The sequence below is a fragment of the Candidatus Merdisoma sp. JLR.KK006 genome (assembly GCF_036941035.1).
In the GTDB taxonomy this organism is placed as follows: domain Bacteria; phylum Bacillota; class Clostridia; order Lachnospirales; family Lachnospiraceae; genus Laedolimicola.
The window spans coordinates 42712-66420 of record NZ_JAYMNS010000019.1 but is presented as its reverse complement, the minus strand read 5'-3'; the positions used below and the strand labels follow the sequence as shown (position 1 = coordinate 66420).

Genomic DNA, 23709 nt, shown 5'->3' with positions numbered 1-23709 from the left:
GCCGTAGCACCACTACGTCTGCGTTTTTTGACCTGCACTCTCGGAAAAATATCCTCAGAAATATGCACAAGGATTTCCGATACGGACTACTAGAAACTACGAAACTGATCATAGGAGAACATAAAAATGTATGAATTAGTGCAAATCAGCGAAAAGTGCTACTACATAAACTGTCCGGCGAAGATAGGAGTTTACATTGCGGACAAAGAAAATGTCTATCTGATAGACAGCGGAAACGATAAGGATGCAGGAAGAAAGGTCAGGCAGCTTCTGGATAAGAACGGCTGGCACTTAAAAGCCATATTGAACACCCACTCCAATGCGGACCATATCGGCGGCAACCGCTACCTTCAGGGGCAGACAGGATGTAAGATTTATTCCGGCGGCATAGAGGCTGCATTTACAAAATATCCGGTACTGGAGCCCTCTTTCCTGTATGGCGGATATCCCTGCAGGGACTTGCGGCATAAGTTCCTGATGGCCCAGGAAAGTGATGTGACGGATTTTTCGGATGCCGGCTTTCCAAAAGAGATTGAAGTGATACCATTGCCGGGGCATTTCTTTGATATGACAGGCTTTCGGATGCCGGACGGGGTAGTATTCCTGGCGGACTGCATCAGCAGCAGGGAAACCCTGGACAAGTATGCCGTTTCCTTTATCTATGATGTGGGAGCATATCTGGAAACTCTGGACAAGGTGGAAAGGATGGAAGCTCCTATGTTTGTCCCTGCCCATGCACAGGCGGCCCCGGATATCAGCGAACTTGTCCGCTATAACAGGGATAAAGTGCAAAAGGTAGCTGAGAGGATTTGGTCTGTCTGCAGGGAACCTGTGCATTTTGAAAGGATTTTGCAGGAGGTATTTGGTAGTTATGGGCTTACCATGAATTTTGAACAGTATGTGCTGGTGGGCAGTACGGTGCGCTCATATCTTTCGTGGCTGAAGGATACGGGAAAGATCACGGCGGCGTTTCAGGATAATATGCTATTGTGGCAGCAGATATAAAAAACCGGCGGATTTCATTCATAAAGGCATATTCATGAGGTTTGTATTTATAAGCAGGGCGAATCTGTCGATATATTTAACAAAGAAATAAAAATAATGAATCTGCCAAAATAGGAATATGGCAGAAGCGTGATATGGACGGAAATATGGGTAAGGATGGTGCGCATGGTACGAAGAATTTGCTGCGGAAATGGAAACTGCTATCTTATTTCCAATGGAAAAAATGCCATACTGGTGGACACGGGACGGGAAAAATACAGGCAGAAGATACTGGATGCCTGTAAGCCGTACAATGTGCGTCTTTTGGTACTGACCCATGGTCATGTGGATCATATACAGAACGCTGCATTTCTTTCGAACGCTTTGAGCTGTCCGATTGCCATGCACGAGGCAGATATTTCTCTTATTGCCGATAATATGCTGCAGCCCTTGCATGCACACAGTATCTTAGGAAAAATTGTTTTGGCAGCATCCATAAAAAGCTTTCATGAGGATGCGATTCTTTCGTTTACTCCAAATATATCTTTAAAAGAGGGCGATTCCCTGGAGGATTACGGGATACCGGCAAAGGTCATCGGCCTGCCCGGGCATACGCAGGGCTCCATAGGAATTGACATTATGGGAAAAGAGCTGATTGTGGGGGATGCACTCATGAATATGTTCTACCCGACAGTATCCATGCTTTACAATGACAGAGATACCATGCTGCAAAGTGCCCATAAGATCAGCGGCTTGGGAGAACGGCAGATTTATTTCGGACATGGGAAGCCGAAGAAAAACCGAAGTGCCTGGAGGTGACATCACATGATAAAAAAGACTATGATTTGCTGGATTGGAATCTCTGCGGTAATTATGCTGGTATTGCCGTGGGCGGCAGTTACATTTGTAAAAGCCGACGGAGGAATGGCAGTCTGCTTTCTTTTATTTTTTGCTGTTAATCCCATATACTCCTTGATCATAGGAGCTTTTGCAGGAAAGGACAGAAAGCATTTGTGGAGCCTTCCCGTTATTTCAGCGGTTTTGTTCCTGACGGGCGTATGGATCTTCTTTGACATGGGGGAAACCGCATTTATTCGGTATGGACTGGCTTATCTTGCCTTGGGGATAGCAGCTATGGTGATATCCTCCCTTATCAGGAGGAAAGCACAAAGATAGCTTTGGGCAATGGGGATTTGTAATGGCAAAGCCATATATTTGAAAATAGGAAAAAAAATAACTTTGATATTGCCTGATAGGAATAGGAGCGCAAAATGGGAATTACGGAAATAACAAGAAATAGCCGGACAGAATATGCAGCAAGAGAAAAAACAGCATCCAGGAAAGAGTGGGAGCTGTCAGATTCTCTCAAGGAGAGGATCATAGAATATGCCAAAGAGGATGCAGCCCAAAATGTATATATGGGAAGCTGCTTCCTTAGCCTGCGGAAGAATGAGGTGGCAAAGGTTGCCCCTGACAGGATGGCGCTAATGGGAAAAATCAATCAGGCCATAGATTCCGATAATATGGAAAATATGAAAAAAATAAAAGAGGCAGACGAACGCTGGCTGAGCATCTTATTTGGCACACCCTATAAGGCTGAATTTCAATCCAAGGGAACAGGCTCCGCAGTCCATGTATATAACGAGAATGGCGAAGAAATCCTGACCTATACCGGGGGCGTAGGCTGGCATGAAAAAGAAACGAAAGCAGAATCAGAGGTACATGGCACATTAAAAGCCGTCTACTATAACGCATATCATGCTGCAAGGCAGGAGATAAAAAACAGAGGCTTGTCCGGCAGCGATGCCGCTGAAACGGCAGTTCACGATGGCTTTGATGTGAGAGTGTAAGATATGGGAAACCTCCATTTGCTTCATTGAAACACACATATATTTTCCATGAAAAAAGAGGAATTGGGATTATGAGAAAGGTTATTCTATTCATCGCAATGAGTCTGGACGGTTATATTGCAGACTGCGAAGGGAAGGTTGACTGGTTGGAAGGACAGGGAAATGAAGAAGAAATGATAGATACCTATTCAGAATTAGTGACACAGGTAGACACCGTAGTCATGGGCTTTAATACGTATCATCAGATTGTAACGGAGCTGTCTCCGGATGAATGGGTTTACCAGGGATTGAACAGCTATGTGATAACCCACCGGAAGCCTGCGCCAGCAAAAGGGATACAATTTTCTGATGAAGATCCCCGTGAACTGATAAATGCATTAAAAAAGAAGATGGAAAAGGCATCTGGATCTGCGGCGGCGCATCCCTTGCAGGACAGCTTATGGCAGAAGATCTGATAGACACCTATTACATCTCAGTGATGCCAATGCTTCTGGGAAAAGGCATCTGCCTTTTTGACAGTACTGGCAGGAAGATTCCTCTGAAATTAGTAAAGACTCAAAGCTATAACAGAATCACGGAGATGGTATATGAGCGTCGGGGATGAAAAACAGCTTTTGCACTTTTTTTCATAGACGGATCACTTGCCCTATGGTATAATATTATCACATATTTTTCCTGCACCGAAAGAGGTGCGTGTGTATCTTGAAGCGTATACTCCAATACGTGTCCGTTCGGGACTGTAAAGATACACCATTTAATAAAAAACTGATGGAGGAAAGACATGAATAGTATCCGTAAAAAAATCACAGTATGCCTGATGGCAACGGTCCTGATCGCTTTAATTGCGGTGGGGTCATCCAGTATTACCCTGAATTATAAAAGTACCCTGGCCACGGTGGAACAGATGATGGGCGAGACGGCTGTTTTGGCGGCAGAACGCATTGAACAGGAGTTGACAGCCTATAAGAATGTAGCTATGGATACGGGCTGTATTCCTCAGTTGTCTGATGCATCTGTTTCTGCAGATGAGAAGCAGGCTGTTATAGACGAACGTGTGAAAATGCATGGTTTTCAGCGGGGAAATATTGTTGGTGCGGATGGCCGCAGTATCTTTGACGGGAATGATTATTCCGATCGGGAATATGTAAAGCAGGCTATGCAGGGAAATGTTTATGTATCCGAACCGTTGATCAGTAAGATCACGGGAGAATTATCTATCATGGTGGCGGCACCTATTTATTCCGGAGGAAATCAGGGAGCCCAGATTGTGGGAGTGGTTTATTTTGTACCGCCGGAGACCTTTTTGAATGATATTGTTTCTTCTATTATTGTCAGTGAAAGCAGCCGGGCTTATATGATCAACAAATCCGGTGTTACCATCGCTGATATTACACTGGAGACGATCGCAACTCAGAATATTGAACAGGAAGCCGGGCAGGATGGCTCCTTAAAGGAACTGGCTGCACTTCATGCAGATATGCGTCAGGGAAAGAAAGGTTTTGGAAGTTTTAAGAACGCAGATGGCGATTGGTTTCTGGCCTATGCTCCGGTGGGAGGCACAGACGGATGGAGCGTTGCCGTTACTGCATTGAAGACGGATTACCTGTCTGATACATATGTTGGCATCATCATTAATCTGGTAGTGATAGCAGCTTCTGCTTTGGCATCTATTGTTGTGGCTCTGAAGCTGTCCAGCAATATCAGCGTGCCCATGAGGGCCTGTGCAAACCGGATGAAGCTGTTGGTGGAGGGAGATTTGTCAGCACCCGTACCTGAGACCAGGGGGAAGGATGAAACGGCGGAGCTGACCCGATCTACGGCGGAGATGGTAACTGGTTTGAATACAATTATCAAGGATATCGGTTATCTGCTTAACCAGATGGCAAACAAGAACTTTGATATCCAATCCTCCAACCGTGATGCATACGTGGGGGACTTCCAGAGTATTCTGCGGTCTATGCGTAATCTGAAGATAGAATTAAGTAATACCATGCGTCAGATTGACGCTTCTGCCGGCCAGGTGTCTTCTGCCAGCAATCAGGTATCCATGGGAGCCCAGTCTCTGAGCCAGGGTTCGGTGGAACAGGCCAGTGCTGTGGAGGAATTGGCTGCTACGATTACAGAGATCTCCGGGAGTGCCAAGAAGACTTCCACTGCGGCAGAAGAAGCGGGACAGTTCGTGGGTCAGGCCGGAGCTCAGCTTGGCACCAGCGTGGAGTATGTCAAGGAATTGAATGTTGCCATGGAGAAGATATCAGGCTCGTCAGAGGAGATCTCCAAAATCATTGGCACAATTGAAAACATTGCATTCCAGACCAATATTTTGGCGTTAAATGCTGCGGTAGAGGCGGCCAGAGCAGGAACATCAGGGAAGGGATTTGCGGTTGTTGCAGATGAGGTGCGTAATCTGGCTTCTAAGTCCGATGAAGCCGCCAAGGCTACAAAGGAACTGATTGAGGGTTCCATTGTGTCTGTTACCGAGGGAAGTCAGGCAGTGAACAAAGTCACCGAAGCTTTGGAGCTTACCAATAAGCTTGCCGGCAATGTGACCTCGAAGATGGATATTGTGGTGGAGGCAGTGGAGAAGCAGACTTCCGCTATCGAGCAGGTTACGGAGGGCATTGATCAGATTTCTTCTGTTGTGCAGACGAACAGTGCTACCTCCCAGCAAAGCGCTGCGGCCAGTCAGGAGCTTTCTGCCGAGGCTAACAGCTTGAAGCAGCTGGTGGAGCAGTTTACGCTGGCAAAAAATTAAATTTGTATGAGTACACTGGAAAGGCAGTTATGAACCTATTAGACATAGGTGCATAACTGTCATTTTGCATTCTCGGAGACTTTTATGAATGTATTTGAAGCAGTGAGGGAAAACGGCAGGGAATTACTTTAAAGCTGCAAATTAACATTTTATAAATGAAATCTGCATTTCCACTTCGTCTTGTAATATCAGCAGGAATTCGTTATACTAAAAAGGCAATAAATGACTGCAAATAGTTTACATAAAGGAAATGCAAAAATATGAAGCTTCAACTGGAAAAAGCATCCGAATCTTATATCGTGGGCATCCTGTTGGCCATTGCCGGCGGATATCTGGATGTATACACCTACATCTGCCGGGGCGGTGTATTTGCCAATGCCCAGACGGGAAATATCGTTCTGCTGGGAATCAATGTGGCGGACCAGAACTGGTCTAAGATTTTATTTTATATGTACCCAATTATGGCTTTTATGGCAGGAATCCTGATTACAGAGTATGTGAGAAGAAGATTCCGTTACAATCCCGGGCTTCACTGGCGGCAGATTGTAATCGTAATTGAGTTCGTCGTGCTGTGGGTGATAGCGTTCATTCCATCCGGGGTGTGCGATGACGTGATTAACTCGGCAGTATCCTTTGTATGCTCCATGCAGGTCGAAAGCTTCCGCCGCTTTAATGGAAGTGCCTATGCCACAACCATGTGTACCGGAAATCTCAGGAGCGCTACAGAGCAGCTGTTTTACTATAACATCAACAAGGATAAGGAGGCCCGTAAAAAGAGCCTGCAATATTATGGGATTATTCTGTTTTTCATTCTGGGAGCAGTCCTTGGAACAGCCATTACACGGGCGTTTATGGAGACTTCCGTATTGATTGTCTGCCTGCTTTTGCTAATTGTATTTGTCATTATGTTTATTCCTCCTGCGGTAGAAGAGCAGCCAGAGAAAGAGTAGGATGTATTTGTGTCCATACCGAAAGGACACAGAACCGCAATGGAAAAGATTCTTAAATCAGCAGTTTGGGAAGGATAAAAAGGCTCGCATTCCATTATATACAACGGGGATAAGCAGAATTTTTAGAAATGAGGATCAGAGACAGGTGGACTATTCAGAATTAATCATATTTATCATGGAGATCGTCGGAACCATTGCGTTTGCATCTTCCGGAGCGATGCTGGCTGTACGTAAGGACATGGATTTGTTTGGAGTCTGTGTATTGGGGGTAGTTACCTCCGTGGGCGGCGGAGTGATACGTGACTTAATTTTAGGTTTCACGCCCCCAAATATGTTTCGCAGGCCGATTTATACCATAGTTGCATTAATCGTATCGATTTTGCTCTTTCTGCTTTTGTACATGCTGCAGACACACCGAAATATGGGAGCTTCCGAGGCGGACAGGTCAGGTTCTTTCAAAGATATCCGGCAGAATCCGCTGCAGGGAAAAATCGCAGCAGCTTACGATAAGATTATGACACTCTTTGATGCAGTTGGATTGGGAATATTTACTGTTGTGGGCGTAAATACAGCCAGAAGTCTGGGCTATGACCAGAATTTCCTGCTGCTCTTTGTAGGCGTTATTACAGGTGTAGGCGGCGGCCTGCTGCGGGATGTGATGGCCCAGGAAAAGCCCTACATCCTGACAAAGCATATTTACGCCTGTGCGTCCATTGCAGGCGCTCTTGTCTGCACATATTCAGGCAGCAGGATTGGAAATCTGGCTTCCATGACAGCCGGAGCGGCAGTGGTCATAATTGTACGGCTGCTGGCCATGCATTATCGGTGGAACCTGCCGCGAATACAATAAAAATGCCCTGAATATGGAGATAGGAGACCGTATATGGAAAATGCATTTGTATTGGAACTAGCCGAATCAAAATTTAAAGACCTGTATGTCTGCTTCTGCGGCTATGCCAAGTGTGAACCACTCCACAGTTACGGTCCGGGAGTGCGTTCCAATTACCTGATTCATTACATTGTAGATGGAAAGGGACTCTACCAGTCAGGAGAGAAAAAGTATGAGCTGGAGGCAGGGGAGGGCTTCTTGATTGAGCCCAATGTGCTGACCTATTATCAGGCGGACAAAGAGGAACCCTGGAGTTACCTGTGGATTGGATTCTCAGGGAAGCGGGCAGCGGAATACTTAGAGGATCTGGGGCTTGGCGGCAGGCAGCTTACCTTTCACTCGGAACAGGGCAGAAAATTAAAGGAGTTGGTCCTTGAGATGATGAGCTGTTCCGATGGATCCGTTACCAGCCAATACCGGCAGCAAAGTCTTTTATATGCCTTTTTTGCAGTTCTGGCTGAAAATGCGGTGGATCGAGGAAAAGGGGAGCCCTCAAAGGAAAATTTCTATATGGAACGGGCTGTCACTTATATAAGAAACCGCTATTCCTCGGATATCAAGGTGACAGACATTGCAGATTATCTCTGCGTAAACCGCAGCTATCTCTATAAGCTTTTTAAAAATACTTTACATATGTCCCCGCAGGAATTTTTGACGGAAGTCCGGCTTTCCAGAGCCAGGGAGCTTCTGACAACTACAAAACTGTCCATTGAGCATGTGGCACTGTCCTGTGGTTATGGGGATGCGCTTGTATTTTCAAAGGCGTTCAAAAGAAATACAGGGTGCGTTCCAAAAGAATACCGCAAGGAGAACTGGAAAGCAGTGAAAAAAGATCCGGAAGAAAGCAGAGAGATTTTGAGGGAGCTTATGAATGATGAGAGTTTAAAGAAATTGCAGAAGAAGCAGTAAGTTGGAAGTTACTTAGAACATCATGGGGTGAACAGTAGTAGTTGGAAACATTTTGACTGTTTTATGAAACAAAAAGATCTAACGGATTCCAGGAAGAACGGATATAATGTACACTATCATATAAAAACCACAGAGCAATGGGAACGACAGAAAGTGAGGAATTACGAAAAAATGGGAATCGTGTATCATGAAAGCAGCAAAGTATTTCATCTGTATAATGACACAATCAGTTATCTTATGATGGTACTGAAAAACGGCCATCTGGGGCAGCTATATTTTGGAAAGCGGATTCGGGACAGGGAAGATTTCTCTTATTTTCTGGAAACCTGCAAGCGGCCCATGACTTCCTATATCTATGAAGATGACAGAACCTTTTCACTGGAACACATTCGTCAGGAATACCCGGTTTTCGGCACAACGGACTATCGCCAGCCGGCCATGGAGGTAATTCAGGAAAATGGAAGCCGAATCTCGGATTTTCAGTATCAAAGCCACCGGTTAGAGAAAGGAAAGCCGAAGCTTCCGGGACTTCCGGCCACTTATACGGAATCCGGCCAGGAAGCCGAGACCTTGACTGTCACTTTAAAGGATGAGCTGACAGGAGTGGAGCTGGAGCTGCTCTATACTATATTTACAAAGGGCGGTATTCTGACACGCAGCGCCCGGTTCTGCCATAAGGGGGTTAAGCCAATACGGTTGGGGCGGGCTATGAGCCTCTGTCTGGATCTTCCGGATCGGGATTATGTATGGCAGCAGCTTTCCGGCTGCTGGGCAAGAGAGTGTCACATCCATTGCAGGAATCTGGAGCCGGGAATTCAGGCAATCGGAAGCATGCGGGGCAATTCCTCCCATGAGCACAATCCTTTTCTGGTACTTAGGCGTCCTCATGCGGACGAACGGCAGGGGGAGGTTATCGGACTTTCTCTCATTTACAGCGGTAATTTCCGGATTCAGGCAGAGGTGGATGCCCATGATACCCTGCGCATTCTGGCAGGCATCGATCCGGAAACCTTTGAGTGGAAATTGGAAGCAGGGGAGAGTTTTCAGACCCCGGAAGCTGTTCTGGTTTATACGGATCAGGGAATGAACCACATGAGCCAGACTTTTCACAAGCTGTATCAAAAACGGCTGGCAAGAGGGTACTGGCGTGATAAAGCACGCCCTATTCTCAACAACAACTGGGAAGCTACTTACTTTGATTTTACAGAAGAGCGTCTGATTGAGATCGCATCCAAGGCAAAGGAGTGCGGTGTAGAGCTGTTTGTTCTGGATGACGGATGGTTTGGCGCCAGGAGCAGCGATCATGCCGGGCTGGGAGACTGGAAAGCGAACCGGGAACGCCTGCCGGGTGGGATCACGGGTCTGGCAGAGCGGATAGAGGAGCTTGGCATGAAGTTTGGTCTCTGGTTTGAGCCGGAGATGGTCAACAAGGATTCGGACCTTTACCGGCAGCATCCGGACTGGATTCTGGCAACGCCGGGGCGTAAGGTATCCTATGGAAGATACCAGTATGTATTGGACTTTTCCAGAAAGGAAGTGGTGGATGCCATCTATGAACAGATGGCAAAGATCCTTAAGAATGCAAAGGTCTCCTATATTAAATGGGACATGAACCGGAGTATTACGGAGTGTTTTTCAAAAGCGTGGCCTGCAGATCGGCAGGGGGAGATTTATCATCGGTATATTCTGGGTGTTTATGATTTATATGAACGTCTCACTTGGGAATTTCCTCATGTGCTCTTTGAATCCTGCTCCAGCGGCGGCGGACGGTTTGATCCGGGAATGCTTTACTATGCGCCCCAGGGATGGCTCAGTGATGACAGCGATGCCGTAGAGCGATTGAAGATTCAGTATGGCGCATCCATGTGCTATCCAATCAGCAGCATGGGAGCCCATGTATCCGTCACCCCCAATCATCAGGTCTTTCGGAACACGCCGCTTCACACAAGGGCGAATGTTGCCTGCTTTGGGACTTTTGGCTATGAGTTGGATCTGAATAAGCTCACAGCGAAAGAAACGGAAGAAGTAAAAGAACAGATTGCATTTATGAAGAAATATCGTCAGTTGCTGCAGTTTGGCACCTTTTACCGCCTGGAAAGTCCTTTTGAGGGAAATGAGGCCGCCTGGATGGTGGTTAGTGATGACCAGAAAACAGCATTGGTTGGCTGGTACCGGATCTTGAACAGGGTTAACGGTAACTATACCCGATTGCGCCTGGAGGGGCTGAATCCGGCATATTGCTATCGGAATAACAGAAGTGGTTTAAATAATTATGGTGACGAGCTTATGTATGCGGGATTGATTACAACAGATGAGACGGCGGGACAGGGAGCGGACGGCGAGATTGCCTGCTCAGATTTTGATTCCAGGATATATATTTTGGAGGCAGAGGAAGTTTAAAGGTTTAAAGTTTCATGACAGGAAAATGTGAAAACCCATTGACTTCTTTAAGAGATTGCACTATAATCAAAACCAGTTCAGAAATGATTGGGAAAAGGAGAAAGCCATGAGAAGGATCAGTAACAATATCGCTGCAATGTGTTCTATGGCCATGTACATGTACACCATGTGCATGTTTTGTGATGCTGATTTCCAACATGCTTTCTGTCTGTAAGGAGCGGCCTGATTGGCGGCGGCCGCAGCTCAAGTTTGATTGAGAAGGGAAGCTTTGTTGGAGGCTTCCCTTTTTAATATGTAAAAAATGCAGCAGCTCACAAAACTCTTACTGCTGCAAAAACACCAACCAAAAAAGGAGAACACATTATGAAAAAGCTAGTAAAGACACTTGTAACATCAGCCCTGGTGCTTACCCTTGCAGTATCTCTGACAGCCTGCAAAAAAAGCGGCGGCTTAACAATCGCAGTACCAAACGACACGACCAACGAGGCACGTGCTCTGCTGCTCTTACAGGAACAGGGATATATCACCTTAAAGGATGGAGCAGGAATCACCGCAACCATTCAGGACATTCAGGACAACCCCTATGACATTACGTTCAAAGAGGTAGAAGCAGCCCAGCTTCCCAATGTCCTCCAGGATGTAGACTATGCGGTTATCAATTCCAACTATGCAATTGAGGCCGATTTGAATCCCATGACAGACGCACTGGCTATTGAGGGGTCATCCTCCGCATACAGCAATATTCTGGCAGTAAAAGAGGGAAATGAGTCCTCTGATGCCGTCAAAGCTCTGGTAGCGGCGCTGGAAAGCCAGAAGGTAGCGGATTTCATTACCGAAAAATATGAGGGTGCCGTAGTCAGCACCGTGGATGCGCCCACAGACGGTTTTGACGCTTCCGTAGATTATGCGGCTTTAGCCGGAACCACCATTTCCGTGGCAGCTTCTCCCACACCTCATGCAGAGATTCTGAAGGTGGCTCAGGAAATCCTGGCTGAGAAAGATATTACTCTGGACATTATTGAGTATACCGACTATGTACAGCCCAACAACGTGGTAGAGAGCGGAGAGGTTGACGCAAACTATTTCCAGCATACGCCGTATCTGGATGACTTCAATACTGAGAACGGAACCCATATTGTATCCGCATCTGCCGTTCATGTAGAGCCCATCGGCCTTTACGGAGGAAAGCAGTCCAGCCTGGATGCTATTAAATAACCGGAGGTTTTATGATAGAGATAAAGAATCTTTCCAAAGAATTTGAGACAGCGGATGGAAAAGTGGAAGCTCTGAAAAACGTAAATCTTACCATTGGGGATGGGGATATCTACGGAATCATCGGCATGAGCGGTGCCGGAAAAAGTACGCTGGTTCGCTGCATCAATATGCTGGAACGTCCCACGGAGGGTACAGTACTCATTGACGGCTGTGACATGGGCGGCCTGTCAAAAGCGGAGCTTCGAAAAGTGCGCAGGGAAGTAACCATGATTTTTCAGGGCTTTAATCTGCTCATGCAGCGAACCTGCCTGAAAAATATCTGCTTCCCTCTGGAACTGGCGGGAGCAGATAAGGCAGAGGCGAAAAAACGTGCGCTGGAGCTTTTGGATATGGTAGGCTTACCGGACAAGGCCAATGCTTATCCGGCCCAGCTATCCGGCGGGCAGCAGCAGCGAATCGCCATTGCCCGGGCGCTGGCAACAGAGCCTAAGGTGCTGCTTTGTGATGAGGCAACCAGCGCCCTTGACCCTAAGACTACTCATTCCATTTTGGAGTTAATTCGTGATATTAATGCCCGTCTTGGCATAACGGTGATTATTATTACCCATCAAATGAGCGTTGTGGAGGAGATTTGCAGCCATGTAGCCATTTTGGACGACGGCGAAGTAGTGGAGGAGGGCGTAGTAAGCACCGTATTTTCCAGTCCAAAATCCGCTGCGGCAAAGCGTCTGGTCTTCCCGGACGGTGCGGACGAGATTATGACAGAGACTCCGGGAGAGCGGCGGATCCGTGTGGTATTTAGCGGAGCTCTTGCGGCAAAGACACCGTTGATTGCTCAGATGGCTATGGAAGAGAAGATTGCGGCAAGCATCTTAGGAGCTTCTACCCGGAGTATTGGGGACAAGGCCTATGGAAATATGCTGCTTGGAATCACAGGCGACGATGAGATGGTACATAGGGCTATGGAGTATCTTCGGGGCATAGAGGATGTACTGGTAGAGGAGGTGACGGATCATGTTTGATAAGCTGTTTTCGCCGGAGGTAATCGAAGAAACCCTCTGGATTCTGCAAAATGAAATCCCTCTGGCAGTTTGGGAGACCATCTATGTGACCGTGCTGGCTACGGCCTTTGCCATTATTCTTGGCCTGCCTTTGGGCGTGCTTTTGGTAGTGGGAGAGAAGGACGGCGTGCTGCCGCTTCCCAAAGGCGTTATGCATGTACTGAATATTTTTATCAATTTACTCAGGTCTGTGCCTTTCTTGATATTAATGATTATGGTATTTCCCATTACAAGGCTGATTGTGGGAACTGCAGTAGGAACCACGGCTTCCATCGTTCCGCTGGTAATTGCGGCCTTTCCCTTTGTGGCCCGTCTGGTGGAGAGCAGCCTTCGTGAAGTGAATCCCAATATTATTGAGATGGCTCAGAGTATGGGAGCATCCCCTTTTCAGATAATTGTAAAGGTGCTGATTCCGGAGAGCGTACCCTCTCTTATGTCTAATTTTACCATAGCTGTCACTACAATTCTGGGCTATTCTGCCATGAGCGGCATCATTGGCGGGGGCGGCCTTGGAAAGATAGCCATTAACTATGGCTATTATCGCTATAAATACTTGGTAATGCTGATTGCGGTAATTTTGCTGATTATTCTGGTACAGATTTTCCAGAGTGCAGGCACTCGGATTTCTGTGAAATCAGATAAGCGTTTGAAATAGAAAAGTAAGTACCAGCATATTCACTGGTTTTATTAACTGAGAGGATAAAGTTCATTCCTGTAAACAGTAACGAAAGTTCAAAGCTATTGATGATTTGTCGAACGAAAAGAGTAGACATAAAATGGAAAAGATGTTATATTTTCAAATAACAGCTTTTCCATTTTTGATCTATGCCCTACAGGTATTCGCAAATGCCTGCCGATTCAGCAGATCAAAATCAAATTTTAGCGAAAATCTGCACAAATCTGTGCTAATTATTCCAAAGAACAAGACAAAAAGAAAAGGAGGTACAAAAAATGATCGGCCTGGAGGCCATAAAAAGCTGTCTGATATTTTTTGTTCTGCTTGCGGCAGCATGGACGGATATCAGTAGGATGCGTATTCCAAACTGGCTCATAGGGACAGGATGGATTCTACGCATACCATTCTTTATAGCAGAATGGGGCCTGGGAGGGAAAGGAGCATTAATACAGGGAGGAAGAGAGCTGGCGGGAAGTGTATTTCTGATCCTCGGGCTTGCTCTTTTAGCCGTTCTTAGCCGGCATGGACTTGGCTTTGGGGATGTAAAGCTTTTGGGAACAGTTGCATTGTATGGAGGAATCGAACAAACCCTTGTATGCCTGCTGTATGGACTGTTTCTGTCTGCCGGTATTAGTCTGGCTTTATTAGCATTCAGAAAAATAAATCGCAAGGACAGGCTTCCTCTCGCACCCTTTTTTCTGGCAGGTTATCTGTTCCGGCTTTTTATACATTAAGGGATACCCAAGGGCAAGGACACAGCCCTAACACATACCCCGGAAGCATATTTGCAGAAGCCGTAAGGTATTGGGAGCAAAAAGGAAAAAGCTGTATATATTTCATAGAAAAGGAGATGGTTTGGACTGCTGAAAACAGGCACTTTGATTGATGGCAAATACAAAATTTTGTCCAGAATCGGTCAGGGCGGTATGAGCACAGTCTACCTGGCCATCAATGAAAAGGCTAATAAGACCTGGGCTGTCAAGGAGGTGCGCAGGGAAACGGGACTGGGGATAGAATTGGTCCGGGAGCGTCTGATGGCTGAGGCAGAGCTCTTAAAACATCTTCGTCATCCCAGACTTCCGGCTATTGTGGATGTAATAGACGAAGGAGAAAGACTTCTGATTGTGATGGATTACATTGAAGGCAGAACGCTTCAGGAAGTGTTGGACAATGAGGGAGCTCAATCCCAGAAGCAGGTGCTTGTCTGGGGAAGAGAGCTCTGTGAAGTATTGCTCTACCTTCATCAGCAGAATCCATCTGTCATTTACCGTGATCTTAAGCCTTCCAATATTATGCTTCAGCCGGACGGAAGCCTGAAACTGATTGATTTTGGAACGGCACGGGAAATCGGGGATTCTCATGTCAGGGACGATACCATTTGTCTGGGTACGCCAGGTTATGCAGCGCCGGAGCAGTGGGGCGGCTACGGACAGACAGATGTGCGTACAGACATTTATTGCCTGGGGACTGTTCTGCATCAACTTGTGACCGGGCAGGATCCAAGGAAGGAACCTTACGGGCTTTATCCAATCCGCCGCTTTCGTCCTGAACTGTCTGCCGGCTTGGAGGAAATATTAGAAAAATGTACCAGGAAGGATCCAAAAGAGAGGTTTCAAAGCTGTCAGGAGCTTATTTATGCTCTGGAACATTATGAGGAAATGGATATTCGCTGGCGAAGAAAACAAAAAAGGCGGCTGGGAATTTTTTTCTGTACTGTATTGGCAGCTTTTCTGTGCTTCTGCATTGGGATTTACGGATGGAACATGGAAAAACGTCTCATAACGGACACTTATCAGGCATGGCTGGAACAGGCCCTATCGGCCGCAGGACAGGAAGAAAAAATAGCTGCCTATGAGGAGGCGATTCGTTTGAATCCCTCCAGAGGGGAAGCATATTCGGAACTGTTAAATCGGGTGTTTCTGACGGCGGAAAAGAACGGCACTATCTCCTTTACCAGGCAGGAGGATGAGGAAATCCGGAGGATTTTAAATGAGAGGGCTTCTGACGGGAGAACCTTTGAGATGCATTTAAAAGAAAATCAGGAGGCTTATGAGCATCTGGCCTATGAGCTTGGGATTGCCTATTATTACGACTATGAGGGAGAAGGCAGCAAAGCCTATGCTGTGAAATGGCTGAATATTGCAGCAGAATCAGAGACATTGCCCCGAACTTTTCAGGAGCGGGCTCTGCGTTTGAGCGCTATCGGGACTTATTACAGTCAAATTGGACAGGTAAACCGGGCAGGAGATGTGAAGATTTCCTACGAAGATTACTGGAGGGATTTAACAGAACTGGCTTCCGGAAATCTGGTTCAGCTTGACAATGCTGTTACGGCTCTTCGTATGTATCAGGAATTGGCCTCTCAGATTCACGGAAGAGCTTTGGAATTTCGGCAGGCAGGAATTTTGAAGGAAGAACTGGAGGAACAGCTTTTGGAGATTCAAGAGCATTTGAGAGATGACTTTGCAGACACCAATTGGGATGAGCCTGGATTGGAAGAAATGCAAAGCAGGCTTGTCTATCTGCTGCGGGAGGCCAGACGCCAGATACAGATAGTTTATGAAGAACGGGTTTCCCTGCCGGATTATTAAAAGGCAGCAGGGAGGGGCATCCCTCTATGCACAAAAATATGTGCAGGAAAGGAGAGAAATATGGAGTATGCAGAACGACAGTTAGAGATATATCATAACATGTGGATTTTTTTCGGAATAGCGGCAATGGTATTATTGGCAGTGGCGGCAGTAATGTTTATCTGCTTTCGGATTCCTGCGCTTATTGGAAAAAGGCGTTGGATTCTGATAATGGCCTGTGTGCTTGTATTGCAGGGAGGACAAGTCAGCAGTCTGAATGTTCAGGCAAAGGAAGCGGCAGTACAGGAATGGGAAGAGGTAAAAGAGATAAGGGAATCAGACAGAACAGAGGAACCCGAGACGACGGAAGAACCAAAGGAAACGGAAGAACCAAAGGAACCAGAAGAACCAGAAGATATCACGGCACCGGAAATTCTGATTATATGGAAAGATTGGAATGGAAATGAATTGGAATCAGAGGATTATTACCAAACCGGAGAAGAATTGTTCATGGAATTGATGATACAGGAAGAAAATCTGGATCCGGAGAAAACGAGAATCTATCTGGAAGCGTCTAACGCTTCCGGAGAACCTCTGGATACCCCAGAGATTCAGCAAATCCACGGAAAAACCTGGAGCCAGTTAAAAGAATTGGCAGAACAAAAAGAAGCATGCTGCTGGACATTACAGGAGGAACCTGGCTTATTCAGTCTGAGGCTTCAACTGACAACAGAAGCTAATTACCATGTATCAGCACAAATACAAGACAAATCCGAAAATATTCCGGAGGACAGTGCGGAAGGTTATGTAAGCTTAGGAGACTTTTGCTTAGATCGAACTGCCCCCATGCTTTCCCGGCAGGATGGAATCACCTTAACGGCAGAAGAGCAGACCTTTTTGGAAAAACTAATAAATCAAGTTACCTTTGGATATTTCTGCCAGCCGGATTTGACAGTCAAAATTCAAGCCTCTGATCTCGTCAGTGGTGTGGGAGGAATTACATATGTTTGTGAGGGGATAGGAGGAGAGGAAGAACCGGAAGATTTTATGCTTACCGGAACGGCGGAGTATGCAGGAGAGCTTGCATATGAGGAAAAGGGAATGAAAGCATATACAGTTTTTTCCCTCCCTTCTTCCTTCCGGGGAATCATTCGAGCTAAAGCCTGGGATCGGGCAGGAACCGTACAGAACGACTGGACAGAGACAGAGGGATTGCTGATAGAATCGGAGCAGATGCACAAAAAAACATCTGATGCCAGAGTCTTTCTGGAGGACTCAAAAGGAGGCAGAGGCGGTTTCTACCGGGAGGATGTGAGTTTGCGGTTTGTGATGGAGGATACCTTTTCGGGAATTCGTTCGATACAGCTTCAAGCCGGAAATCAGGAGGCTGTGCTGAAATTTGAAGAAGCAGGCCAGGAGATTCAAAGAACAGCAGAGCACATTTTAACCATTCCGGCTTCTGAAAATAATCAGAACGAAATCTCCGTTTCCGGAAGCCTTACGGATTTTGCAGGCCATATTACGGAACTTGCAGAAATCCCAGTGATTCATATAGATACAAAACCGCCGGAGGTGAAGGTGGAATGGCTGAATCAAAATGTAAGAAATGAAAAGTACTATCAGGCAGATCAGACAGCCCGTATTACAGTAAAGGAGAGAAACTTTAATCCGGATTGGGTACAGCTTGAACTTACAGGAATGGAAGAGGCAGCCTTAACCTGGACACACCAGGCTGGAAAAGGATGCAGCGGTTCATCCGATCCTGAAAGTCTTTGCCACAGTGATAACTGTACTTGGACAGCAGAGCTTCTTTTTGATAAGGATGGAGAGTATTCCTTCAGCTTTTCCTGTCAGGATTCTGCTGGAAATAGAGGAAGCTATGAGAAAACGGATACCTTTATTATTGACAAGACACCGCCGGTTTTACAGGTACATTGGGATGACTCAGAGGCTGTTCATGATCATTATTATTCCAGGGAGCGCAGTGCAGTCCTGGAAGTAAAAGAACGAAATCTTTGCCCTGAGGATTTGAAAATTTCCATGGCCGCATCCCATAAAGGAGAAGCTGTTTCCGGTCCGGAGCCTGGGCTGCTGCGCCAGTGGGAGGAAGAAAGCTGGAGAGCCGGGATTACCTTTTGTGAGGACGGCAGGTTTCAATGGGAGATTCACTGTGCAGATTTGGCCGGAAATGAGGCTGTTCCGTATGTATCTGAGGAATTTGTGATTGATCAGACGCCTCCGGATATTGTCTTCGAAGGAGTGGCGGACTGCTCGGCCAATCGGGAAACGGCTGCTCCAAGGCTTAAGGTGACAGATGCAAATTTTGACCCGGAGCAGACAAGGGTAAGCCTCACAGGAAGCAATGGGACAGGAGAGCTTCCGGCCTGGGCACAGAGCAATGAGGAATACGGTTTTACTCTTCTCTGGGGAGATTTTGAACAGGTTCCGGAAAATGACGATCTGTACCGTATAAAGGCGAAAGCCGGTGATCTGGCAGGAAATGTCACAGAGACGGAGCTTTTCTTCTCTGTAAACCGTTTCGGATCGGTCTATGAACTGGAGGAAGCTACGGCACGTTTGGCCGGCCGGGGAGGAAGCCGCTATGTTTCCCAGGAGCCGGAGCTTGTGATTACTGAATATAATCCGGATTTTCTGGATTGCTATCGGGTGACCAGCAGCCGGGAAGGAGAGACGGCGGAGCTTAAGGAGGGCAGGGATTATCAGGTAGAAAAAGCAGGGAGAAAGGATACCTGGAAAACATATCGCTATCGGATTGGAAAAGAAAATTTTCAGAAAGAGGGTATTTATCTGGTAACATTATATTCTGAGGATCGGGCAAAAAACGCTTCCACCAATCGAATAAAAGGGAAAAGCCTGGAATTTATTGTAGACAAGACTGGTCCCAGTATAGTGGTGACAGGTGTAACAGATCGGGAACGTATTCGGGGAAAACACTTGGAGATACAGGCAGACGTTCGGGATGCTTTTGCTCTTGCAGGAGCACAGGTTTATCTGAATGGACAGTGCGTGGCAGCCTATGACAGAGAGACACTTCAGGAGTTGGATGGAATGCTTACATGTCCCGTTTCCGGTGCAAAGGCATGGCAGACTTTTGCTGTAAAAGCATGGGATGAGGCCGGCAACCTGACAGAGACAGAACCGATTCGCTTTTTGGTGACAGAACAGATTCGCTTCCGGTTTCCCGGGGATGATGAACCAGAGACTGTATACATAATATTTTCTGTGGGATTGCTGCTTTTAACAGTAGTCTGTCTGACAGCAGCCGGAAGGATTCGAAGAAGGCTTCGAATGTGAGGTTTAATGTCTTAAGAAGAAAGCTGCATAGAGCAGCAAAATAGAGTTTTCTTTTAAAATTGAATTATCCAGGTGCTTTTAGACATATTTTCCCCTTCTGTTACATTACAATTAGTAATCGTGAAAAATAGAAGGGGATTTTTATGAAGAAAATTTGTATCTTCCTCCTTGTTTTATGTCTTGGCCTGCATACTCCGGCGCTTTTGGCACAGGCATCCGGGGGAGAAGACATGGAAGAAACAGAGGGACAGGAGAGCATACAGCCAGAGGAAACGCAGGGAGAAAATGATGTGAACAGCTCTCCGGCGGAAACGCAGGAACAGACAAGGGAGAGCACTTCCTTGTCAGAGGAACAGGGACAGGAGAGCGAGACACCGGAGACAGAAACGGAAGCCCAGGTGCAAAGCACGGCTTATGAGTTACCGGAGAAAGCAGCACCGGGAGAAAAGCTGCCGGGAAAGGAAGTGGCGGAATCTATATTGGGAAGGCTGGCCCAGGCGGAACAGGCCGCAGGGGAAGGCGGAGGGGAAAATTCCCCAAATTTAGGGGATGAGACAACACCGACGACAGGGGACAGCATCGGAATCACCGCTCCCTCCGCAGTTCTTATGGAGGCTTCCACAGGAACCGTAGTATTGGAGAAAAATGCCCATGAAAAGCTTCCGCCGGCCAGCGTGACCAAGGTCATGACCCTGCTTTTGATTTTTGATGCCGTTTCCCAGGGGAAAATCAAGCTGGAGGATACGGTGACTACTTCCGCTTATGCGGCTTCCATGGGAGGTTCTCAGGTTTTTCTGGAGGAGGGTGAGACTCAGAGTGTGGATACTATGATCAAGTGCATTTCGGTGGCTTCGGCAAATGATGCATGTGTAGCCATGGCCGAGCACATAGCCGGAACCGAGGAGCTTTTTGTGGAAATGATGAACAATCGGGCGGCAGAGCTTGGAATGAAAGACACCCATTTTGTCAATTGCTGCGGATTAGACGTGGACGGCCATGTGACTACAGCCTACGACATTGCCCTTATGTCCCGGGAATTGATTACAAAATATCCGCAAATACATAACTACTCCACAATCTGGATGGAAAACATCACCCATACCACCAAGCGGGGTACGGAAGAGTTTGGATTGACCAATACCAACAAGCTGATTCGCCAATATCCCTATGCCACCGGCTTAAAGACTGGCTCAACCAGTCTGGCAAAGTACTGTGTATCCGCTACGGCAGAGAAAGACGGCATCGAGATGATTGCCGTAATTATGGCAGCACCGGATCCCACGGGACGGTTTGCGGATGCCACAGCCCTTTTAAATTATGGCTATGCCAAATGCAGTCTGTATCAGGATTTACAGGAGCAGCCGGAAGTGATAATTCCTGTCCGCTTTGGCGTACAAGACGAGGTACAGGGAAAATATGACGGCACTTTTTCCTATCTAAGCACTACAGGAGAGGATTTGACAAACATTGAGAAGAAATGGCTTTGCGTTGAGGAGCTGACCGCCCCTGTGGAGGAAGGGCAGGAAATTGGAAAGCTCACTTACATGTTAGGGGATAAGGAGTTGGGAAGTATTTCGATTCTGGCATCGGAGGCAGTAGAGAAAGCAGGATACAGCGAGTATCTTTTGAAGGCCTTTGATTTTATGCTTTTGTAAAGCAGATAAGCTTAAATACAAAATACCGTTCAGGTACCGGAATCCTGAACGGTATTGCTGTCTTAATAGAGCAACTGTAAATGCATTACATAAAGCAAAAAGGGGCTGAACTTAAAAAAGTAAAAGAGCTTTAATTGATGCAGCGGCTCTTTTTGACATCAGTGCTGCTTCATATTGACTATATTCCACTTATGGAATATAATGAGTACATAAAAAGAAACAGGATACGGAGGGAGCATCTTATGTTAAAGCATGGAATTTTGGGTCTGCTCAATTATGGGGAAATGACCGGATATGAGATCATGGAGGTTTTTCGAGATTCACTCAATTATTTCTGGGATGCAAAGACCAGTCAGATTTACAGAGAGCTGCAAGGTTTGGAACAAAAGGAGTGGGTCAGCAAAAGGGTTGTTCCGCAGAGTGGGAAACCTGACAAAAATATTTATTCCATCACGGAGCTTGGCCAAAGGGAGCTGCTGCGATGGCTGGCAGATGATGATCTGGGGCTTAGAATAAAAACGCCGGTTTTGATGAAGGTCTTTTTTCTTGGGGAGAGAAGTGCTGATGAAAATATCCGATATTTTGAACAAATAAAGGAAAAGTGTGAACTGTTTCTGAAGAGCTTGGAAGCTGTTCCCCGGCATATTGATACTTATAACAAGATGATTGGGCAGGAGGATAAAGCTCTCTACTGGCAGATGACAGTAGAATACGGACGGCGAAGTATGCAGATGCAAAGAGAGTGGGCACAGGACTGTATCCGGCGATTGGAGGGGAAATAAAGCCATGAATATTCTGGTGATAAACGGCAGCCCAAAAGGTGCCGGCAGCAACAGTTACCAATTGACAACGGCTTTTTTAGAGGGCATGAAGCAGGAGCTTCCGGATATTCAGACAAAGGAGCTTTTCATCAGCCGAATGGATATTAAGCCCTGCAAGGGCTGCTTTTCCTGCTGGAGCAGCACTCCTGGGCAATGCTGCATACAGGATGATATGGGGCAGAACATTCAAGATCTGCTTTGGGCGGATATAACAATATGGAGTTTTCCATTGTATTATTTTACGGTTCCAGGCCCTCTAAAAAGCCTGATTGATCGCCAGCTTCCCATGGTTCTGCCTTTTATGGAGGAAAAGGAGGGACAAGTTGGAAATGGAAACCATCCGTCTCGATACGACATGAGCGGGAAAAGAACAGTCGTAATCTCCACCTGCGGGTTTTATACTGCAGAGGGAAATTATGACGGCGTGTACAGCCTTTTTGATCATCTCTGCGGACGGGGAAATTATACGGCCATTTTCTGCGGCCAGGGCGAGCTGTTTCGGGTACCGGAGCTATCCGCACGCACCGATGAATATCTCTCGTATGTGAGGCAGGCGGGAAAGGAATATGGAAAGGGCGGCATTTCCATAGAAACACAGGAACTGCTTAACCAGCTTTTACTTCCAAGGGAAACCTTTGAAGCCTGCGCAGACGCAAGCTGGGGGATCGACAGGAAGGGCGCAGAATCAGGGAGAGAAAGCTTCGGTGCAACAAGAGAATCAGATACATTGATTTTCACCAGGCAGATGGCGGCGCTTTATCATAGGGAGAACTATCCTGGCAAAGACATTGTGCTGGAAATGTATTATACGGACGTGGATGAGAGCTGCCAAATTCTGTTGGGAAGGGACGGCAGCCATGTTTATACAGATGGGTCTTTAATAGCCACTACAAGGATTGAAACTCCGGCAGCCGTATGGCGCTCAATTGCGGCCGGGGAGATTCGTGGGGACGAGGCCATGATGCAGGGGCTTTACAGGGTAAAGGGTGATTTTACCCTGATGCTGAAATGGGACAGCTATTTTGGCAGCTCACATCCGCAAGTCAAAGGAGAGGAAGCAGCTCAGTCCCAGAAAAACACCAATATGAACATTTTGCTTATTCCTTGGGTTGTGTTATGGATAGTCCCTGCAATGCACAGGCAATGGGGCTGCCTTATGAGCATCGGCGTATGTGCGCTGGTACCTCTTATCTTTTATCGAAACAAAAAGACGGTGTATGACGTTTTGACAAATGTTTTGGTAACAGGCATTTCCATTGCAATGCTGGCCGGCTGCTCAGAAAAATGGATGGTGCCGCTATCGTACCTTTTCTTTGGCCTTATGTGGCTTTTGTCCTGTCCTGGAGGACAAGTGCCTCTTACGGCTCATTATTCCATGAACAGTTATGGCGGAGAGGATGCTTTACAAAATGTGCTCTTTCTAAAGACAAACCGCATTCTGACTATGCTGTGGGGCATTCTTTATCTGTTAACATCCGTTTTTACCTGGTTTATGATGCGCACTCCCATAAGCGGCCTTGTGGGGCTTATTAACTCTGCGGTTCCCATTTTTATGGGAGTTTTTACGGCGTGGTTTCAGAAATGGTATCCGGCGAAAGTGGCTGAAGGCAAGTGAAATTACTGCAACAGTTTAAGAAAAGCTATTGGTGGAAGTGCAGA

20 protein-coding genes and 1 pseudogene are annotated in these 23709 nt (G+C 46.7%); all 21 read left to right on the top strand.

Annotated features, from left to right (window positions below; all coding sequences use genetic code 11):
• Positions 1-126: 126 nt before the first annotated feature.
• Entirely contained in the window at positions 127-1005 is an 879-nt protein-coding gene (locus VSQ61_RS14645; protein ID WP_334345135.1) for an MBL fold metallo-hydrolase, read from the top strand.
• A gap of 165 nt (positions 1006-1170) precedes the next feature.
• Positions 1171-1803 carry an MBL fold metallo-hydrolase gene (locus tag VSQ61_RS14640; protein ID WP_334345134.1) on the top strand — a complete coding sequence of 211 codons (633 nt, stop codon included), beginning with the start codon at positions 1171-1173 and terminating at the stop codon, positions 1801-1803.
• Between the two features lie 6 nt (positions 1804-1809).
• A complete protein-coding gene (locus VSQ61_RS14635) occupies positions 1810-2160 on the top strand; it encodes a DUF2651 family protein (RefSeq protein WP_334345133.1) in 351 nt (116 codons plus the stop codon).
• A gap of 95 nt (positions 2161-2255) precedes the next feature.
• Entirely contained in the window at positions 2256-2834 is a 579-nt protein-coding gene (locus VSQ61_RS14630; protein WP_334345132.1) for a hypothetical protein, read from the top strand.
• Positions 2835-2905: 71 nt separating this feature from the next.
• On the top strand, positions 2906-3289 hold the full coding sequence (locus VSQ61_RS14625) for a dihydrofolate reductase family protein (protein ID WP_502877043.1): 384 nt from the start codon (positions 2906-2908) through the stop codon (positions 3287-3289).
• On the top strand, positions 3274-3438 hold the full coding sequence (locus VSQ61_RS22965) for a hypothetical protein (protein WP_502877042.1): 165 nt from the start codon (positions 3274-3276) through the stop codon (positions 3436-3438). Before VSQ61_RS14625 ends, VSQ61_RS22965 begins: the two co-directional genes overlap by 16 nt.
• Before the next feature lie 177 nt (positions 3439-3615).
• A complete protein-coding gene (locus tag VSQ61_RS14620; RefSeq protein ID WP_334345131.1) occupies positions 3616-5589 on the top strand; it encodes a methyl-accepting chemotaxis protein in 1974 nt (657 codons plus the stop codon).
• 260 nt (positions 5590-5849) lie between these two features.
• Complete coding sequence (locus VSQ61_RS14615) at positions 5850-6539, top strand: YoaK family protein (RefSeq protein ID WP_334345130.1); 690 nt, start codon at positions 5850-5852, stop codon at positions 6537-6539.
• 145 nt (positions 6540-6684) lie between these two features.
• Positions 6685-7389, top strand: a complete 705-nt coding sequence (locus VSQ61_RS14610; RefSeq protein WP_334345129.1) for a trimeric intracellular cation channel family protein — start codon at positions 6685-6687, stop codon at positions 7387-7389.
• Between the two features lie 33 nt (positions 7390-7422).
• The gene (locus VSQ61_RS14605) at positions 7423-8337 is read left to right on the top strand and encodes an AraC family transcriptional regulator (RefSeq protein WP_334345128.1); all 915 of its coding nucleotides are present in this window, start codon (positions 7423-7425) and stop codon (positions 8335-8337) included.
• Positions 8338-8508: 171 nt separating this feature from the next.
• Positions 8509-10737: an alpha-galactosidase gene (locus VSQ61_RS14600; RefSeq protein WP_334345163.1), complete on the top strand. Its 2229-nt coding sequence runs from the start codon at positions 8509-8511 to the stop codon at positions 10735-10737.
• A gap of 447 nt (positions 10738-11184) precedes the next feature.
• Positions 11185-11595, top strand: a pseudogene (locus tag VSQ61_RS14595) (MetQ/NlpA family ABC transporter substrate-binding protein); the annotation flags it as partial.
• Positions 11596-11601: 6 nt separating this feature from the next.
• A complete protein-coding gene (locus VSQ61_RS14590) occupies positions 11602-11952 on the top strand; it encodes a MetQ/NlpA family ABC transporter substrate-binding protein (RefSeq protein WP_502877044.1) in 351 nt (116 codons plus the stop codon).
• An 11-nt stretch (positions 11953-11963) separates the two neighbouring features.
• Entirely contained in the window at positions 11964-12974 is a 1011-nt protein-coding gene (locus VSQ61_RS14585) for a methionine ABC transporter ATP-binding protein (protein ID WP_334345127.1), read from the top strand.
• A complete protein-coding gene (locus VSQ61_RS14580) occupies positions 12967-13668 on the top strand; it encodes a methionine ABC transporter permease (RefSeq protein ID WP_334345126.1) in 702 nt (233 codons plus the stop codon). The genes VSQ61_RS14585 and VSQ61_RS14580 overlap by 8 nt, the downstream gene beginning before the upstream one ends.
• A gap of 296 nt (positions 13669-13964) precedes the next feature.
• Complete coding sequence (locus tag VSQ61_RS14575) at positions 13965-14423, top strand: prepilin peptidase (RefSeq protein WP_334345125.1); 459 nt, start codon at positions 13965-13967, stop codon at positions 14421-14423.
• Positions 14424-14567: 144 nt separating this feature from the next.
• Complete coding sequence (locus tag VSQ61_RS14570) at positions 14568-16280, top strand: serine/threonine protein kinase (protein WP_334345124.1); 1713 nt, start codon at positions 14568-14570, stop codon at positions 16278-16280.
• A gap of 60 nt (positions 16281-16340) precedes the next feature.
• A complete protein-coding gene (locus VSQ61_RS14565) occupies positions 16341-19574 on the top strand; it encodes a hypothetical protein (RefSeq protein ID WP_334345123.1) in 3234 nt (1077 codons plus the stop codon).
• A 143-nt stretch (positions 19575-19717) separates the two neighbouring features.
• Positions 19718-21229 carry a D-alanyl-D-alanine carboxypeptidase family protein gene (locus VSQ61_RS14560; protein ID WP_334345122.1) on the top strand — a complete coding sequence of 504 codons (1512 nt, stop codon included), beginning with the start codon at positions 19718-19720 and terminating at the stop codon, positions 21227-21229.
• Between the two features lie 242 nt (positions 21230-21471).
• Complete coding sequence (locus VSQ61_RS14555) at positions 21472-22011, top strand: PadR family transcriptional regulator (protein ID WP_334345121.1); 540 nt, start codon at positions 21472-21474, stop codon at positions 22009-22011.
• Positions 22012-22015: 4 nt separating this feature from the next.
• The gene (locus VSQ61_RS14550) at positions 22016-23665 is read left to right on the top strand and encodes an NAD(P)H-dependent oxidoreductase (protein WP_334345120.1); all 1650 of its coding nucleotides are present in this window, start codon (positions 22016-22018) and stop codon (positions 23663-23665) included.
• The last annotated feature ends 44 nt before the right edge of the window (positions 23666-23709 follow it).